The organism is Mucilaginibacter paludis DSM 18603 (assembly GCF_000166195.2).
Classification (GTDB): Bacteria; Bacteroidota; Bacteroidia; order Sphingobacteriales; family Sphingobacteriaceae; genus Mucilaginibacter; species Mucilaginibacter paludis.
This window is the reverse complement of sequence record NZ_CM001403.1, coordinates 5668181-5685912: the sequence shown is the minus strand read 5'-3', so window position 1 is coordinate 5685912 and position 17732 is coordinate 5668181. Positions and strand designations below refer to the sequence as shown.

General features: G+C 43.7%; 11 protein-coding genes, 1 tRNA gene and 1 riboswitch. Of the genes, 1 reads left to right on the top strand and 11 read right to left on the bottom strand.

Annotation, left to right across the window (positions count from 1 at the left end; translation table 11 throughout):
• Window positions 1-25: 25 nt before the first annotated feature.
• The 7 genes from MUCPA_RS23905 to MUCPA_RS23875 form a co-directional block, all read right to left on the bottom strand.
• A complete protein-coding gene (locus MUCPA_RS23905) occupies window positions 26-1639 on the bottom strand; it encodes a sulfatase-like hydrolase/transferase (protein ID WP_050982150.1) in 1614 nt (537 codons plus the stop codon).
• 36 nt (window positions 1640-1675) lie between these two features.
• Window positions 1676-3139 (bottom strand): DUF1254 domain-containing protein, encoded by a 1464-nt coding sequence (locus tag MUCPA_RS23900; RefSeq protein ID WP_008509884.1) that lies wholly within the window; start codon window positions 3137-3139, stop codon window positions 1676-1678.
• Window positions 3140-3176: 37 nt separating this feature from the next.
• Complete coding sequence (locus MUCPA_RS23895) at window positions 3177-4709, bottom strand: sulfatase (protein WP_008509881.1); 1533 nt, start codon at window positions 4707-4709, stop codon at window positions 3177-3179.
• A gap of 61 nt (window positions 4710-4770) precedes the next feature.
• Window positions 4771-6276, bottom strand: a complete 1506-nt coding sequence (locus MUCPA_RS23890) for a RagB/SusD family nutrient uptake outer membrane protein (RefSeq protein ID WP_008509880.1) — start codon at window positions 6274-6276, stop codon at window positions 4771-4773.
• 11 nt (window positions 6277-6287) lie between these two features.
• On the bottom strand, window positions 6288-9557 hold the full coding sequence (locus MUCPA_RS23885) for a SusC/RagA family TonB-linked outer membrane protein (RefSeq protein WP_217220328.1): 3270 nt from the start codon (window positions 9555-9557) through the stop codon (window positions 6288-6290).
• A gap of 768 nt (window positions 9558-10325) precedes the next feature.
• Complete coding sequence (locus tag MUCPA_RS23880; protein ID WP_008509878.1) at window positions 10326-13115, bottom strand: TonB-dependent receptor; 2790 nt, start codon at window positions 13113-13115, stop codon at window positions 10326-10328.
• Between the two features lie 317 nt (window positions 13116-13432).
• Entirely contained in the window at window positions 13433-13612 is a 180-nt protein-coding gene (locus tag MUCPA_RS23875; protein WP_008509877.1) for a histone H1, read from the bottom strand.
• A gap of 121 nt (window positions 13613-13733) precedes the next feature.
• A riboswitch (SAM riboswitch) is annotated at window positions 13734-13842 on the top strand.
• Between the two features lie 101 nt (window positions 13843-13943).
• On the opposite strand from MUCPA_RS23875, the gene MUCPA_RS23870 reads away from it, so the two are divergent.
• Window positions 13944-14015 (top strand) — tRNA-Cys (locus MUCPA_RS23870).
• Between the two features lie 114 nt (window positions 14016-14129).
• On the opposite strand, the gene metQ is transcribed toward MUCPA_RS23870, so the two are convergent.
• From metQ to MUCPA_RS23850, 4 genes are all read right to left on the bottom strand, one after another.
• Complete coding sequence (metQ, locus tag MUCPA_RS23865) at window positions 14130-14939, bottom strand: methionine ABC transporter substrate-binding lipoprotein MetQ (RefSeq protein WP_008509875.1); 810 nt, start codon at window positions 14937-14939, stop codon at window positions 14130-14132.
• A 15-nt stretch (window positions 14940-14954) separates the two neighbouring features.
• The gene (gene metI, locus MUCPA_RS23860; protein WP_008509873.1) at window positions 14955-15611 is read right to left on the bottom strand and encodes a methionine ABC transporter permease MetI; all 657 of its coding nucleotides are present in this window, start codon (window positions 15609-15611) and stop codon (window positions 14955-14957) included.
• On the bottom strand, window positions 15604-16638 hold the full coding sequence (gene metN, locus MUCPA_RS23855; protein WP_008509872.1) for a methionine ABC transporter ATP-binding protein MetN: 1035 nt from the start codon (window positions 16636-16638) through the stop codon (window positions 15604-15606). Before metN ends, metI begins: the two co-directional genes overlap by 8 nt.
• Window positions 16639-16783: 145 nt before the next feature.
• A complete protein-coding gene (locus MUCPA_RS23850; protein WP_008509871.1) occupies window positions 16784-17728 on the bottom strand; it encodes a sterol desaturase family protein in 945 nt (314 codons plus the stop codon).
• Window positions 17729-17732: the final 4 nt, after the last annotated feature.

Genomic DNA, 17732 nt, shown 5'->3' with positions numbered 1-17732 from the left:
ATATTCAGTGTGTTTATTGAAAGAATTATAGCGGGAACCTGTCGGTTTTTCCATCGGTTATATTTTTATAAAAACCACTGCTTGGCCAAAGCGGAGCCTGCAAAGTAGCTTCCCAATTCGCAAGGTCTTGCTTAAGCTGTGCCACGATCCCGGGTTTCTTAGCAGCCAGGTTATTTTGCTCAACTTTATCTGAATGTAAATTGTAAAGAGCGGTGATGTTATCTTTCAGATTTAACACCAGTTTCCAGTCACCTTTGCGGATCGCTTTATTTTGCCCAGCGCGCCAATACAATATTTTATGAGGGGCAGAAGTATCCCGATGGGTGAGATACGGAACCAGGTTTACGCCATCGTACTTATTTGCCGGCAAAACAGAAGAGGACACAGCAGCCGCGGTGGCAAAAATATCTAACGAAGTAACGGGCCGGTCAAATGTTGCTCCCGATGGAAGATGCCCTGTCCATTTAATAATAAACGGAATATTCAGGCCGCCCTCGTATAACGACATTTTGCCGCCGCGAAGCGGCGCGTTACTGGTTGCATGGGTGTAGGTAGCACCGCCGTTATCACTTAAAAAAAAGATAAGCGTGTTGTTTTCCAGCCCTTCGGCCTTTACTTTAGCCAGTATTTGCCCTATCGCGTTATCTAAACCTGAGATCAGGGTATAGTAAACTGCCTTGTTTAAATCGGCCACACCGCGGTCCTGGTACTTTTTAACATCCACTTTAGAGGCCTGAAAAGGTGTATGCGGAGCATTAAACGGAACGTATAGCAAAAACGGGCGTTGCTTGTTACGGTCAATAAATGCGGTTGCTTCGCGGGCTATAGCGTTTGTGTAAAAGTCCTTTTCGTAAATACTCTTGCCATTACGCTGTTTTTGAGAAGTTCCGGTGTTACCCGTTTCCCAGATGTGCGAATCCATAATGCCCTTATGGTGTACATTAACGGTATTTGCAGTATCAGTATACCATGCATAAGCTTCGTTAAAGCCAAAAAAATAATCAAATCCATGCTTAAGCGGAGAAAACTGCGGGCTAAAGCCCAGGTGCCATTTACCGGTTATTGCCGTTGCATACCCGTTTTTCTTTAATAACTCCGCGATGGTAATTTCCTGGTCGGGAAGCCCCTGCCGGGCAATGGCTTGCTTATCGGGCACATGGTTTTGGCTATCAAACTCCAGTTCCTGTAAATCAAACGCCTTGTTTAAAATGATGCGTTCCAGCCGGTTACTGAAATAGCGGTTAACGGGTTGAAACTCGTAACCAAACCTTTGCTGGTATCTGCCAGTTAATAAACCGGCCCTTGACGGTGAGCAGATCGGTGCAGAAACATAACCTTCGGTAAAGGTTGTGCCTTCTTTGGCAAGCTGATTTATATTCGGTGTTTGAACTACCTTGTTTCCATACAAGGGAATGTCAGTTTTGCCAAGATCATCAGCCAATAAAATAATAATATTAGGTCGTTTCGCTTCCTGATGGTTAACCGGGGCATTCAAAAAGGCCTCTTTTTCTTTTATTTTTTGTTTATCGGGTACAATCTCAAAGCTTTTGTCAGCGAAGGGCCAGAGCAGCCAAAGCAACACCAACAGTAAGAATATTATAACAAGGGGTATTGTTATTTTTCGTTTTCTAATTGACATAATGCACAATGATAAGATGAGGTTTCCTGGACATGTTTATGGATTGTTGGCTTTAACCAGCGGCGGATTCACCCACACATTATGATCTTTAAGATAGGACGGCGATGGCACGTAAATACGCAAAACCACGTTAAAGCTTTCAGTTGGTGCGGGCAACCAATTATTTTCCTTTTCCTTTCCTGGGTTTTCATGCTGCACATAAATATCCAGGGAGCCATCCGGGTTAAACTTTAAATTATTCCGGTCTCCGATAGCATACCGGCGTATGGCATTAGCGGTAAGGTAACGGTCTTTATCATACAGCGTTAACGACCAAAACGCGGTTGAGGGAGGGAGTTTCCCCTTTTCAAAATGAATGGTATAATTATAATTACCGTCGAGCGCGTTTTTGTCGGCATCGGTATAATACCCAATGTAAGTAGCCTCTTCGGGAGTTAATGCGCCAAGGCCTTTATAAGCAACCAGGGCCCTGGTTAAATAATCAGTTTTATAATCACCGATCTTACTGCCAGATAATGGCTTAACATTTTCAAGAGATAGCCCCGCGGCGTCAAAGCGATGAAATACCTCTTCGGGGATTTTCCTGATAATTTCCTGGGTGCCGGAGTCAAAATCAGTTAATGAGAATTTGTTTCCGGCTTTGATGCCAACTTTTTCCAGTTGTTTAATAAAAGCCTCATCTCCTGCTAAAGGCGGATTTTTCACCAATAAATCATTCAGATAATTAAAATAGCTCTCGATCGGAATATTTTTAATCGCCTGTACAACAGTCGCTTTTTTATTCTGTACATCCTTAACCTGCGATGGCGTATTAGGATATTGAGTAAACTTAACTGGCGATGAGACTTCGTTCCCTTTAACCCAATTGCTTAATGTGGTGAGCGAAAACTGATCCTGAATTTTGCTTACAAAATTAATCTGGTCATCTGGACTGTTTACCTGGATCCGGCCGATGACCCATACCAGGTCAGTTGGCGCTTTTACCTGTGTTAACCCTTGCGGTACGCTCCCCTCCCACCGTGGCCCCGAAATGAGGTATTTTTGTGCCTTGGTTCCCGTTGTCCGCTTACCAAAAGAAGCAAATACGTTGGTCCAGGCGTCCATTAACGGTACTACAAAATACCTGTCTTTGGTATCCGGTATACTCAATACCACGGCATCGTCTCCCAGATCTAAAAAAGCTGAAGAGTAGTTGGTGTCGTTATTGGGGGCAACCACCCAACGAGAGGTATGATCGGGAAACTGGTGCCCATGGCTGAATGTATTGTTGGCGGCGTGGGCTACCTGTCTGGTAAAATCAGTAAAAACAACAGGCAAGCCATAAATGTAAGCCTGGCCTAACAACTTAACAACCTCATTCTTAGAAAGCCTGCTATGATGACGGGGCTTTACAAAATGCCGGGCCGGTACTGGATAATTAGCGGCAAACGACCAGCCACCGCTAAGAACAACACTGCTGATGATGAAGGCGGCAAGGGTGATTTTAAGATATCTTTTCATGTTAATTCAATTCTTTGTTTGGGGATATTTTTAAAGGCTAAATGGGAAAGTAGTTGATATCGTTCCCGTTCTTGTATTCCATATACCACACACTTGGCCACAGGGGTGGCGCTAAAGTTTTTTCCCATTTCAAAAGGTCGCGTCGCAACTCTTCAGCTTTTTGCGGGTTCTCTTTTAAAAGATCATGCCCCTCGCCAATATCAGTACTGATATTGAACAAGTATGTTTTACCTTCCCGCTCATTGATATAAAGCTTAAAATCATCCTTCCGTATCGCTTTAGCCCAGCCAGACCGCCAATACAAAAACTGATGAGGCTTGCTTTTATTGAGGTTATTGACATACGGAAGCAGATTAACACCGTCATAAGTAACATTTCCTGGAAGATTCGCCCCGGTAACGGCGGCAATCGTCGGAAATAAATCAAGCGTAGATACAGGTTTGTTAAACACTTCACCGGCAGGGATGCCGCCTGGGTACTTGATGATAAATGGAACACGTATCCCGCCTTCAAAGTGGGTTGCTTTGCCACCCCGTAACGGCTTATTATCTAAAGCGTGGGTGTACATGGCGCCACCATTATCACTTGTAAAAATAATTAAGGTATTTTTATCCAGATTTAGCTCTTTGAGCTTTTTAGTGATAACACCAACTGCATCGTCCAACGATTTCACCATAGCCTGGTAAACTCTTCGGGTACTATCTTTTACCGTGGTTACCGCAGCAAAATCTTCCTTTTTGGCCATAAACGGATCATGCGGCGCATTGAATGGCACATATAAAAAAAATGGCCTGTTTTTGTTGGCTTCTATAAAATCAGCCGCTTCATTACCAAAGCGGGTGGTTAAATATTCTGTAGTTAAAACTGTCCCGGCATTCTTACGCAACTTTACAGGGCCTTTTCCATATTTTATAATTTGTGCGTTCCAATACAAATGCGGTAGATCTTTAACAACAAAGTCCACATCATCAGTTGAGCCATAGCGCGAACCACCGCTCAAAAAGCCGTAATGATAGTCAAAGCCATATTTTTCGGGTATAAAATCATCTGTTTCCCCAAGGTTCCATTTTCCAATCACAGCGGTTTTATACCCCTGTTTCTTCAACAGGCCAGCTATTGTAATTTCGTTAGCAGGTAAGCCTTGGGGTGTTTTATTATACGTTTCGAGGGCCAATCCATCTATCGTATAATAAGCACCGTATTTTCGTAAGGCATTTTTACTTGCTTCAGCATGGGCAGCATCCTGCACTCCCCAGGTTGCAGGTGTCGCGGCAAAAAACTCATATCCAAACCGTTGCTGATATCTCCCGGTAATCAACCCGGCACGGGAAGGCGAACAGATAGGTGCCGAAACATATCCTTGCGTAAAATTCACTCCTTCTTTAGCCAGCGCGTCAATATTGGGCGTATTGATCAACGTGTTCCCGTAAGATGATAGGTCGTTATACCCTAAATCGTCAGCCAGGATAAGCACCACGTTCGGCTGCTTTGCTTTTGCAGGCTGCTGCGCATTTAAATTCAACAAGGTTCCGGTTAAAAAGGCAGCGGTAAGTGTTAAGTTTAATTTCATCTTCATTGGTTTAAAACCGGCTGGGTTGATATCAACCCAGCCGGTTTATCTCATTGATGCATTAATTACCATAACCCGGGTTTTGAGGCAACCCTTCGGGATCAAGGTCCCGTTGGCTTTGAGGTATAGGGAATAGATTATTGCGCTCTGAAACGGCAGTTTTTGAAGCGATTTTACTAACCTCGGAAACCAGGCGGCTTTTACCGTCGCGTGTTTCACGCACCAGGTCAAACCAGCGGTTAGCTTCGCAAGCTAACTCTAAACGCCTTTCCAGCCAAACGGCGTCCTGAAAGCCAGTATAGGTACCATTGGTAAGCGCAGTAACATCATACGCGCCAGGCGAATAGATCGGCTGGCTGAATGCCCTTCTCCTCACTTCGTTAAGGGCTTCAAACGCGGCTGCCGTAGGGCCGTTGTTTTTCTCGTTCAGGGCCTCCGCGTAAATCAATAACAGATCCGCATAGCGCAATACCGGAAAACTGATGGGGGCGGCATAGCCATTGATACCTGCATAAGCATAGGCATCGGTTACGTACTTATTAAAATAACCGGGCGCGGCGTATGTAAAAACCGTTGGGTTAGTACCCACGAGCGCAACTTTTGACGTATAAAATGTTTTGGCCCTGCGGATATCATTGCTTGCATACAGGCTATACAAGGAGATATCGGCCGGCACATCTGCCCGGTTACCGGTAGCGCTTGGCCACGATGAGGCAAACAGATAATTATAGGATACCAGCGAGGCGTTCAGCGTAAAGTCGGTAGCATAGATAATCTCGCCCGAGTTTCTTTTAGTATAGTCGAAATTATCTGCAAAACTTACCGGCAAATCATATCCGTAGGCCGCTTTATTGTTAATCACTTCAGCTGCTTTGGCAATAGCTCCGTCCCAGTTGCGGCGGGTTAAGTAAACCTTGGCCAGTAAGGCCTTGGCGGCGCCACTGGTAGCCCTGCCTTTATCCGTTCCGGTATAAATGGCCGGCAGGTTTTCTGCATCTGTCAGATCTGCAATAATTTGTGTATAAACAACATCAACCGCAGAACGTGGTGTTTTAAGGTTAGTCAAATCGGTGCTAGTATGCAGTACAAGAGGGATAGCCCCAAAAAAACGCACCAGGTTAAAATACAATAGCGCACGTAAAAATTTAGCTTCGCGGGCCAGGCGCAGCCGCAAAACGGGGTCGATACTTAAACCGCCTATAATGTCGATTGCTGTATTGGCACGGCCTATTCCCTGGTAATGTTGCCTCCAGATAGCCAAAACCCGGTCGTTGCTGGCATCATGAATATCTCTGCTCAATGCCTGCACATTCGCGTTGATCGCTGCGGGGCCGGCCGCCCAGTCGTCGGTGGTCATATCCGCCAGAAAATTAATATTACGCCCGTATATAGGTTGCTCACCCGGGTCATAAATTAACGAAGCATACACGCCAGAGACTAATGCGGTGGCATCAGATGCCGTTGTTAAGCCATCGGGCGTAACAAGAGAATAAGGTTTCTCGTCCAGTTTATTGCAGGAAGTAAAAAAACTGCCTGATATTATTAATAGTATCAATATCTTCTTCATTGCTGTATTTATTAAAGAGTGATGTTTAACCCTGCCAGAAATGTGCGATAATTTGGATAAGCGCCATAATCTATCCCCTGCAAAAGCGGGTTCTGTTCAAAGCTGCTGGCTTCAGGGTCGTAACCGGTATATTTGGTCCACGTAGCCAGGTTTTGGGCCGACAGGTAAAACCGCAGGCTTTTGATACCGGCTTTATTAAATAAAGTACCTTGCTTAACGGTATAACCAAGAGTGAGTGTTTTTAAGCGCAAGTAAGATCCATCTTCAATATAACGATCAGACATCACCTGCGTAGGCTGGTTAGAAGCGCGCGGAACGCTGTTGCTTGGATTGGCAGGTGTCCACCGGTCAAGCACGTCGGTGGTGCTATTCAACACCAAACTCGTCACGTTCAATTGCTGCTTTAAGGCATTATATATTTTATTGCCATAACTCCCCTGAAGAAATACCAGAAGGTCAAAGCCCTGATAAGTGAAGGTATTGGTTAAGCTGCCTGTAAATTTAGGCTGTGAACTGCCCAATACGGTTTTGTCGTCGTTGGCAGTAATGATATTGGGATCGCCACCCAGATTTTTATACTTTTGATCACCTGGTTTTGTATTGGCTTTAGTATCCGATGTAGCCGAATTGTTGATCTCATTTTGATTTTGAAAAATTCCATCTGTTTTAAATCCCCAAAAGGTTCCTAAAGGCTGCCCTACAATAACTCTTACCGGTGCCAGCAAGCTCAGTATGGTAGGTACCGACGGATTGATATAAGATGCACTGCCAAGGCTCAATACTTCATTGCGATTCAGGGAATAAACCAGTGAGGTTTTCCAGGTAAAATCATTACCGCGGATGTTATCCGTATTAATACCAAGTTCGATACCTTTGTTAGATACCGCACCTACATTTTGCAGCGCTGTTGAAAAGCCGGAAGACAACGGCAATGATACCAGGAGCAATAAATCAGTGGTTTTTTTATAATAGGCATCGGCAGTAAGCACAATGCGGTTATCAAACAAACCGATATCGGTTCCGATATTATACTGAGTAGTTTTTTCCCATTTTAGTTTTTCATTACCTAATTGACTGGCAATGTAGGCAGTTAAGAATGTTCCGTTTAATGACGTAGTTAAAGGCGTAAACGCGGTGAGGTAATTGTAAACACCTATCTCCTGGTTTCCTGTCGCGCCTGCACTTAAACGCAGTTTTAAATTACTGATAAGCTTGTTATCTTTAAGAAAATCCTCGTCGGCGATATTCCAGGAAAAGCCTGCCGAAGGGAAATACCCCCACCTTTTACCGCTACCAAACTTAGAAGAACCATCTGCCCGGGCAGACAAGGTAAAATTGTATCTCTTGAGATATGAATAATTGATACGGGCCAGGTAAGAGTTTAACGCCCAACTGTATGCAGACGATGAAGGCGGATTTGCTACCGAGCCCGCATCCAGTTTATTATAAGTGCTACTTTCGTTCAAAAAATTAGATGAGGATGAGGTAACGCTTTCACTTTTATAGTATTGGGTGGTATAACCCAATAAAACGCTGAACGTGTGTTGCGTATTGATTGCCTTAGAGTAAGTCAGGGTATTTTCATTAAGCCAGGTGTTAACATCATTATTGCCAATTGCTGCAGTTCCGTTAAGCGCGCTTCCGTTCAGGCTGCTTTTAGGAGCAAAATAATTTTGCCGTGTATTAAGCAAGTCGGCACCAAAACTTACCCTGGCAACCAAACCTTGTAATAAATTATACTCGCCAAAAAAGTTTCCGAGCGTACGCGTAACATTGGTTTCATTAACCACTGTGTTCAAATCCTGAATAGGGTTGCCGCTGTAACCGGCACTATAGGGATTGTTAACGTTATAAGTACCATCGGCACTTTTGATAGCAACTGCCGGCGATGTGCTTAAAGCAACCGCTCCAAGGTTGGCAAAGCCACTGGCCAGTGCGCCGGTATTAGCTGCAACACCATTGGAAGTGCTGCGGCTGCCCGTTGCATTTAACCCGATTTTAAATTTAGACGATAAACTACGCTCATAATTGAACCGGGCAGAATACCTGCTGAAATCGGTATTAATGGTTATTCCCTGTTGCTTAAAATAATTGCCGGAAACAGCAAATCTTGATTTTTCATCGCCGCCGGAAAAAGACAGATCATGGTTTTGAACGGGCGCGGTACGGTAGGTTGCGTTTTGCCAGTCGGATCCGTTTCCAATAGTGCTGATCTGGGTGGCCGTTAACGGGGTACCAGCCCCCTGAGCGGCAATTACATCATTATACAGCTGCGCCCACTGTGTGCCATTAAGCAAGGATAGCTGTTTAGTTATTTTTTGCTGCCCGAAATAGGTATTATACGTTACATTTTGGGTACCACGCTTTCCAAGCTTGGTTGTAATAATCACTACGCCGTTTGCTCCCCTGGAGCCATAAATCGCGGTTGCGGATGCATCTTTTAAAATGTCTATCGACTCTATGTCTCCCGGGTTTATTGTGGCCAACGCGTTCAGGCCGGAGTTGGTACCAGTGGCGCTTCCGCCTATACCTGTACTTACACTGCTGTTATCGTTGTAGATAGGGAAACCGTCTATAACATACAAAGGTTCATTACCCGCGGTAATGGAGTTTCCTCCGCGGATGCGGATAGTTGCCGAAGCACCCGGCTGGCCGGAACTCTGAGTAACATTGACGCCTGAAACTGCTCCGCGTAATAAATTATCTACCGAGGGGGAAACCTGGCTAAGTGCCTCTTTGGGTACTGACGCCACAGAACCTGTTATATCTTTCCGCCGCTGCACGCCATACCCCACTACAACCACATCATTTAATTGGTTCGGATTTGCCTTTAGCTCTATTTGTATCGGGCCTGACGAAACAACGAGTTCTTGTTTTTCATAACCAATGTAGCTGACCACTAAGGTATAAGGAAATATCTGGCCTGTAATCAGGTTAAATTCTCCCTTACCGTCGGTTACGGCTCCATTGGTGGTCCCTTTGATCTGTACGGACACGCCCAATAAATTTTCCCTGGTTTTTGCGTCAATTACTTTGCCTTTTAATGTTGAATTAATTACAGGCTTCGTTTGGATCTGTGCAGCGGAAATGAAAGATAAAAACAGTAACGGAATTACGAGCGCTAAAGCGTAGCGGGTAGTTTGTAACAGTTTGGTGAAAGGTTTATCTAACGACGTTTTTAAAACGTTTTGATTACCAGATAATATAAATTTGAAAACGGAAAATGCTTTTTGCAAAGTCAGGGCACAAAATGCCATTATGACTTTTTCATTTAATTGCATACTTTTACTTAGGTTTAGTTAACTTTTTGAGTCAGGCAGCAACCGCAAAATTGAATTGCCTGATTCTTGATTAAATCCGGGGGGAGATGCTATAGTATCTCCCTTTTTTATTAAACACAATTATGAGTAAGATTTGCTTCCTTTTACCTCCTTTTTGATATCTGAAACCGGTTACCGTTTATATGCTCAGCAATGGCTATTCTGGCTTTCAGCATTTTATGCTATTTAGTATTTGAATACAATAGGCGACAATTGCCTATAAAGCGACGGGCTAACAACAATACATACAACAACCCGGATTGAAAACTGGAGGCAGGCCCTGAAGCTCTAAATTTAATATGGGTTTAAGAATTGCCATTGTGAATCAGAGAGTTGATTTTATTTTAACAATGATAAGAAAAATATATTAATTCCTATAGACATTATAGACTTTTATTGAAAAAACTATCATATCATTAATATGATTAACTTTTAGTTGTAAAAACATGCAAATTAATTGCCCATAAGCCTTATTTTCCGCTTTTGGGCAGGCATACCCTATGCTTCTTTAAGCAAGCTATCGGTGTTTTATCTGCCTCACCTCATTTTAAATATCGATACCATCATTCGCCTGTTTAAATCTATGCATTATACTGACACGTGTATGTTGAGCCTGGTTAACGTAAAAAACTACGGTCATCTTAAAAAAGCAATTGGATTCTGTTATCGGCGATAATATCGAAAGACAGCTGGCCAACACGAGCCAGTTGTCTTTTTAATCCAGGTGAACTACAGGTTAAAGGATAACCGGGTAAATAAAAACCGGCCATTAAAGCCAAACTGCTGGGCAGTGCGTGAATATAAAAATCTGCCGGAGCTTTGGTTGGCCACGGATGTTGGATCCGGGTAAATATCAAACAGATTGTTGGCTCCAACAGATAGATGGAAATCTTTATAAAACTCATATCCAACGCTCACATCCGAGATAATTTTGCCCTTATAAGTATCCTGGGCGGTTACTACGTTGGTTGCTTCAGTAACCTTGCCGAAATAGACATCGCGCCAAAAGAAATTCCATTTGCCGATATCATAAGTTAAAGAAAGGTTGATCTTGCTTTGCGGCACGGCCGATTCAAGATAGATGCGGCTGGCATCATCGAAGTAGGTACTTTCTTTGCCAACCAATAAAGGCGAAGCATGTACCGAACCTGCGAGATCTGTTTTAGCGTAGGTGCCTGACAGATCCGTGCGGAATGAACCACTGCCGAGTTTTTTAGAATAAGTTAGCACAGCATCAATACCACGGGTGCGGGTATCGATAGCATTGGCAAAAAAACGTGCGGTTTGCGCATTGGCGCTATGCAAAATGTTATAAATCTCCTGATCCTGAGCCGAGCCGGTAGCGCTTCCTGAAAACTGGCCGGTGTAGATGATCCGGTTATTGATCTTGATATAATATCCGTCGACAGTTAATTTAAAATCGCCTAAATTGCTGGTGAAGCCCAAACTGTAATTATGAGATGTTTCTTGTTTTAACTTAGGAATGCCTAAAAGCTGGGCTATACGGCTATCATTTCTGAAAGTGCCCGACTCTACAAACTGCCCGTTTGAAAATATAGTTGACGTGGCGCTGAAGTAACTTTGCTGCAAAGACGGCGCCCTGAAGCCTGTGCTTGCTGCTCCGCGCAATAAAAACTTGTCTGAAAACTTGTATCTCGAAGCCACTTTCCAATTTAGTGTTGAGCCAAAATCAGAATAATTTTCAAAGCGTAAAGCACCGTCCACTAAAAAAGCATCTGTGAAATTAATCTCGCCATCGCCATAAAAAGCCACCGAGGTGCGTGATGCATTCACCACATTATCCGGGCTGAAGCCTCCGAAGCCCTGTGCGCCACCTCCTAATGCTGAACCATTAGCGGCAAATAAAGTAGAAACATTGCCTTTGGGGTTTTGAACCAAAATTGGCTTGCCCAACGCATCTGTGCCAATGTTAAGCGCGTTACCGTAATTAACGTATGATGACTCCTGCCCCTGCAATATCTGGTAATTTTCATAACGGTGTTCGGCTCCAAAAGCAAGGTTCAAGCCGCTTAATACATTTTTATAAAAACGGCTCAGGTCCAGGTTAGTGGTATTTTGTTTGAAAACATAGCCCCCATCATTGAACGAATTTGGAGATGAACTTAACAAAGAAGCATTTAACGTGTTGGTGGTTGAAAAATCAAGCTTATTTTGTCCGTAGGTATTGCTTACATCAATTTTCCATTCGCCCAATTTGCCTCGAGTACCTACCGCTATTGATTGATCCTTATTATCGGTTACAATCAGCGGTAAAAATCCATTCGGATAAATAGTAGCGTTAGTTTGTGTTAATTGTGAAGGGGTACGAAAAAATGCCGCCGATTCGCCGTGGCGATAGTTTAACCCTCCGAAGGCATATACCTCTGCGCCGTTTGCCAAGGGCAATGAGGAATTGAAAAAAAGGCTCCCTCCCCTATTGGCCGACTGACCGACACGTGAATTAAAATCCGACCGGCTCAAACCGCGTTTGGCCAGTTCGGCATCGGTAATATCTTTTCCTGTAGGCGTTCCCGGAACGGTAGCTAAAGCAGGATCGTTGTAATCGGTAAAAATTGTTCCGCCGTAAGCGATCATCCGGTTGGTATAGTCACGGTAATCATACGATCCGGCAAGGTTTAAAAAGCCGCCGCTTTCGCCAAGGGGCACGCCATAATTCAGGTTAGCCTGCACCTGCCCACCATCAAATGTTTTACCTTTTTCGGTGTGTTTTGAGTCGTACCCACCGGTTGTAATATTCCCGCTTAAAACATTAACCTGATCGTCCAGGATAATGTTGATCACGCCGGCTATCGCGTCAGACCCATATTGGGCCGATGCCCCATCCCGCAAAATTTCAATGCGCTTAATAGCCGCTGTTGGTATGGCATTCAGGTCGGTTCCTACGGAGCCTTTGCCGAAGCTGCCGTTAATATTGATCAATGAAGTAGTATGCCGCCTTTTACCATTAATCAAAACCAAAACCTGATCAGGGCCTAAACCGCGTAAAGAGGCCGGATCGATATGATCAGTGCCATCGGATATGGTTTGAACATTGGATGAGAATGACGGCGCCACATAATTCAATATCTGGTTCAAGGTAACCTGAGGCGCGTTACGGCTTAATTTTTTTATATCAACCACGTCCACAGGCACAGGTGAGTTGAGCTGCGACCGGGGCTTGCTGCGTGAGCCAACTACAACTACCTCGTTTAAATTACCTGATGGAGAAAGTGTAAAATCCAACCTGATTGTTTGCCCTGCAGCTAATGTAACATCCTTAAAAACGGTTTCATAACCAGCATAGCTGGCTACCACTTTGTAACTGCCACTTTTCAGACTTAACGAATAATTTCCGTTCACGTCTGTTGATGTGCCGATAGTTTGACCCGCTATTTTTACAGATGCGCCGATAAGGGTTTGGGATTGATCTTTAACAACGCCGTTAATTACCTGCGATTGAGCGACAGATGCGCCAAGCAAGGATAATATTAAAATAGAAAAAGTAATGATTTTTTTCATGATAAATGGTTTAAATATTAAGTTGTATTGAAATTTTGCTTAGTAGATGCTTAACCGCCGTACTAATAATTTGCCTGCCGGGAGGCAGATATCAATCCATAATTGGGAACCGATAATTTCAATCGTTCCTTGATTTTGCCGGGCCGGTTAAACAGTAGTAATGCAAGCTGATATAACTGCAAGCTTGCTATAACATCGACAAGGTTCTAATGAACTTATTATATCCGCAACGCATGCACAACATCCGCAATGCCTTTGGATGTATTGTGCATCAAATCTTCTAAATAGTTTGTGCGGCCTCATTGTATCCTTGGCTATCATTCCTTCTTTTTTTTCAGCTCACCTACTTCAACCCTGATCTCCTGTGCAATTTTTTTTATCAGCTGGAGTCGTGCGCGTAAACGTGTACCGGCAGCCTTATTCCCGTTATCGTAAAATTTAACGGCATCTGTTTCCGCACCTTCTAATAACGATTTTAAATCTTTAAATTTTGACATATATATCTGTTTAAATATGATTAACTATGACAAACATAAAAAAATTAAATTTAATTCTATATAATCTATAGATTATATATACTTTTATATCGTTATTGATTGATTGTTAAAGCTGTCGCTTGATTTATCCAGAAAGACCGAGGGAATGGCCCGTTGAAATCTGAGCAACCTGCCAAATAAAAAATGGCAAGGTGCTAACTCCAGCTCTGTTATTCAGAGAAAGATAAATCATATTGACGCTTATCTGTCGAAAACGTTTAAACCGGGCAATTCAGGCTGCCAAGTTATATATCGGTCAGTCTAAGCTGAAGGTTGCGCGCTAATGATATAAGGTGGAGTGGCCGAGTGGAAAGGCGGGGGTCTGCAAAACCCTTTACGATGGTTCAAATCCATCCTCACACCTCTTAATCCACCTTATTTAAATACCTGATTCAGGAATTATTTATAATGAAAATAATTCCTGAATATGTTGCAAACAATCGGTTTAAAACGCTATTTCCCCGATTAACAGGAGAATTTACCAGCCTTTAACCGCGCCGCCTTTAAAAGCCACTTCGGCCACTGCAGCTACTTCTGGTGACTGGTACGACTTCACGATTTTTTTCACGTTATCCTGATTCCTGTTATCCTCTCTGGATACGATAATATTGACATAAGGCGATTTTTCATCTTCCACGAATAATCCGTCCCGTTTAGCGACAAGACCGGCCGGGCCTGCAAAGGTGTTATTGATGATGGCTATAGTTACCTTTTGGTCGTCAAGCGCTCTCGGTAATTGGGGCGCTTCCAATTCCAGAATTTTTAAACTCTTTGGATTGGCCACAATATCATTTACAGTTGGCAGTAAACCCACATTATCCCTGAGTTTTAGCAAACCGGCTTTTTGTAACAGCAGTAAAGATCTCCCGCTATTGGTAGGATCATTTGGAATAATAATTGTGCTGCCATCTTGCAACCCGGAAATGCTTTTAATCTTCCTTGAATAACCCGCCAGCGGGTACACAAAAGTATTGCCAAGTATAGCAAACTTATAGCCCCTCTGCTTTGCCTGCACATCCAGGTAAGGCTTATTTTGGAATACGTTTAAATCGATATCACCCTGCCTTAAGGCTTCGTTGGGCATTACATAATCATTAAACTGAACCAGCTCCACATCCAGGCCATACTTTTCTTTAGCCACTTTTTGGGCTGCCTGCGCAACGGTGTATTCAGGTCCAGATTCAACACCAACTTTAATATGATTGGTGTTATTGGCTTGATTTTTCCTTCCACATGCCGATAAGCCGAGGTATAAAACGGCGATAGTAATTAACGATAAATTTTTCATTTTTTTCTATATAAATTATTTGCGATGGTCCACTTTTTTTGCAATAAACTCACCCGCCACTTGAATGATAAATACGAGTAATACCAAAAGGACAAGAACAGTATTCATAACAACAACATCATAACCCACGTAACCATACTGATAGCCAATTTGACCTAAGCCCCCCGCTCCCACCGCGCCACCCATGGCCGAATAACCAACCAGGGTAATGAGGGTAATTGAGGCACTGCCGATAATAGATGGCAGCGCTTCGGGCAGCAATACTTTAAAAACAATCTGCAATGGCGTGGCCCCCATTGACCGCGCTGCCTCAATTAAACCATTCGGAATCTCGACCAAACTATTTTCAACCATTCTTGCAATAAATGGCGCCGCACCTATACTCAGCGGTACCAGCGCCGCTTCAACTCCGATAGAGGTTCCTACCAATACCCTTGTAAAAGGGATCATCCATACGATCAAAATAATAAAGGGGATCGAACGGAAAATATTGACCAATACAGAGACACCCCCATTGACGAAACGATTTTCCAGTACCTGGCCTTTCCTGGTCATAAACAGCACTACCCCGGTCGGTAATCCCAATAAAAAACCAAAAAAGCCAGATACAAAAGTCATCACGATGGTTTCCCATAAACCCCGCAAAATCATAACCAACATTGGTTCAGACATAGCCCAGTACCTCCACATCAATATGTTTGCTGCGATAATAGTTCAGCGACGCCTTGGTATCATTTTCACCGCCGGCCACTTCAATAAGCATTACGCCGTATTTCACCCCTCCCGTATAATCCATTTGCGCGCTGATAATGTTATTATCTACGTTAAACATCCTGCTTGCCTCGGATAAAATGCCGGCCCCGGCCGAATGCCCGTTAAATTCCAGTTTAACCACTGGATGATTTTGGCCTTGGGGCGTTGGTGAAACCCGCTGTTCATATTCAGCCGGTAAAGCCGCGTGCAAGGATGACGCGATGAATTGCTTTGCAATTGTAGTTTCCGGATAGGCAAAAACATCACTTACCGGGCCGCGTTCAATCAATCTCCCTTCGCTGATAACGGCTACTTCGTCGCAAATAGCTTTTACCACATTCATTTCATGTGTGATGAGTAAGATTGTGATTTGGAAACGCTTATTGATATCTTTTAACAGATTAAGAATAGAGCGCGTTGTTGCTGGGTCGAGAGCGCTGGTTGCCTCGTCGCATAACAATACTTTGGGATTGGTTGCTAACGTTCTTGCAATGGCTACCCGTTGCTTTTGCCCACCAGATAAATTTCCGGGGTATTCATTGGCTTTGTCGCCGAGGCCCACTAATTCCAGTAATTCGGCAACCCGTTTCTTTATTTCGTCTCCCGGTGTATTACTGAGCTCCAAAGGGAACGCTACGTTGCCAGCTACCGTGCGTGAGGATAGTAAGTTAAAATGCTGGAAAATCATACCTATCTCGCGCCTTGCCTTAGCAAGCGCTGCAGGTTTAAGGGACGTTAAATTACGACCACCGATAAATACCTCTCCGGATGTTGGCCGTTCCAGCAGGTTAACACAACGGATCAATGTACTTTTCCCGGCACCCGACGCCCCTATAACCCCCAATATTTTACCTTTAGGAACAACTAGCGAAATATTAGATAAAGCGCTCACCTGGCTGGTATTTTTATAAAATGTTTTAGTAATATTTTTTAGCTCTATCATCATATCCATTATTGCTTTCCAAGCAGTTCGCCGGCATTCCAGGTCGGCCTGGCTTTATTTTGCGCAACCAGGCAGCCGATCAAAAAATTCAGTTGGGCGGCATTTCATTGGCCTGCTTACGCTGAAATCGGCATTTATTTTTGGAGATTTAATTTTTGAAAGCCAGATGCAAGGGATCGGATTCGCCTGAACTTGCCTGCGTTATACGGGATAGTTTATCTGGCTCAATATCAGCGCGAACTACCGGCCCGCCGCGCGATAACTCACTCCCCTCTTTTTTTGATTTAAGAATAGGCCAAAGTAGTTGTGCATACCATTCGTCGCCCTCGTAGTGAGATATACCATACGCCTTGGGATATTGCCGGGAGATAAGGGCTGTACCAAAGAGCACATCCCAAAGGAAAAACATATTGCCAAAATTGCCTTTATAATAACCTACCCCATCATCGGTAGAACTGGAATGATGCGCATGGTGAGTGGCAGGCGTAGAAATCAGTCGCTCTAATACCCAGGCAAATGGATGTAGCACTTTGTATCTATAAAATGGCTTATCCCATTTAATGCTCGAATGCGCAAAAGTGACGATCACCGTTTTTAACGCCCTTACAAACAAAGCAGGATAACCCAGGCCCAGATATACCAATATAGTGGTAAGGTAGATTTGTGAAAACAAAAACGTATAGATGATATTTTGCCGGCTGGCCATAGCCATGCCCATATAGGGGGCAGAATGATGCGTACGATGAAAACGCCATAGAAACGGGATCTGGTGGTGCAAGCGGTGATACCAGTATTGGGTAAGATCATCAGCGATGGCAATAATAAGAAAGCCGAAGATAAAAGGCACCCATGAAAATAAATCTTGGTATTGCGGAATAACCTGCGGTAAAAACTTTAAACCCAAATAGGCCAGCACAGGATATAGCAACAGTGGCGGAAAAACAAAACTGAGGATATCTAATATACGCTCATTCTTTGTCCAGTGTTTCCCATAAAGCCCGAGCGAAAATTCCAGGATGCCGAGCGCTAATATCAAAACAGGAAAACCCAGGCCATTTAGGCTTTGTGAAATGGTTTCTAAAAATTTAATCATCGCT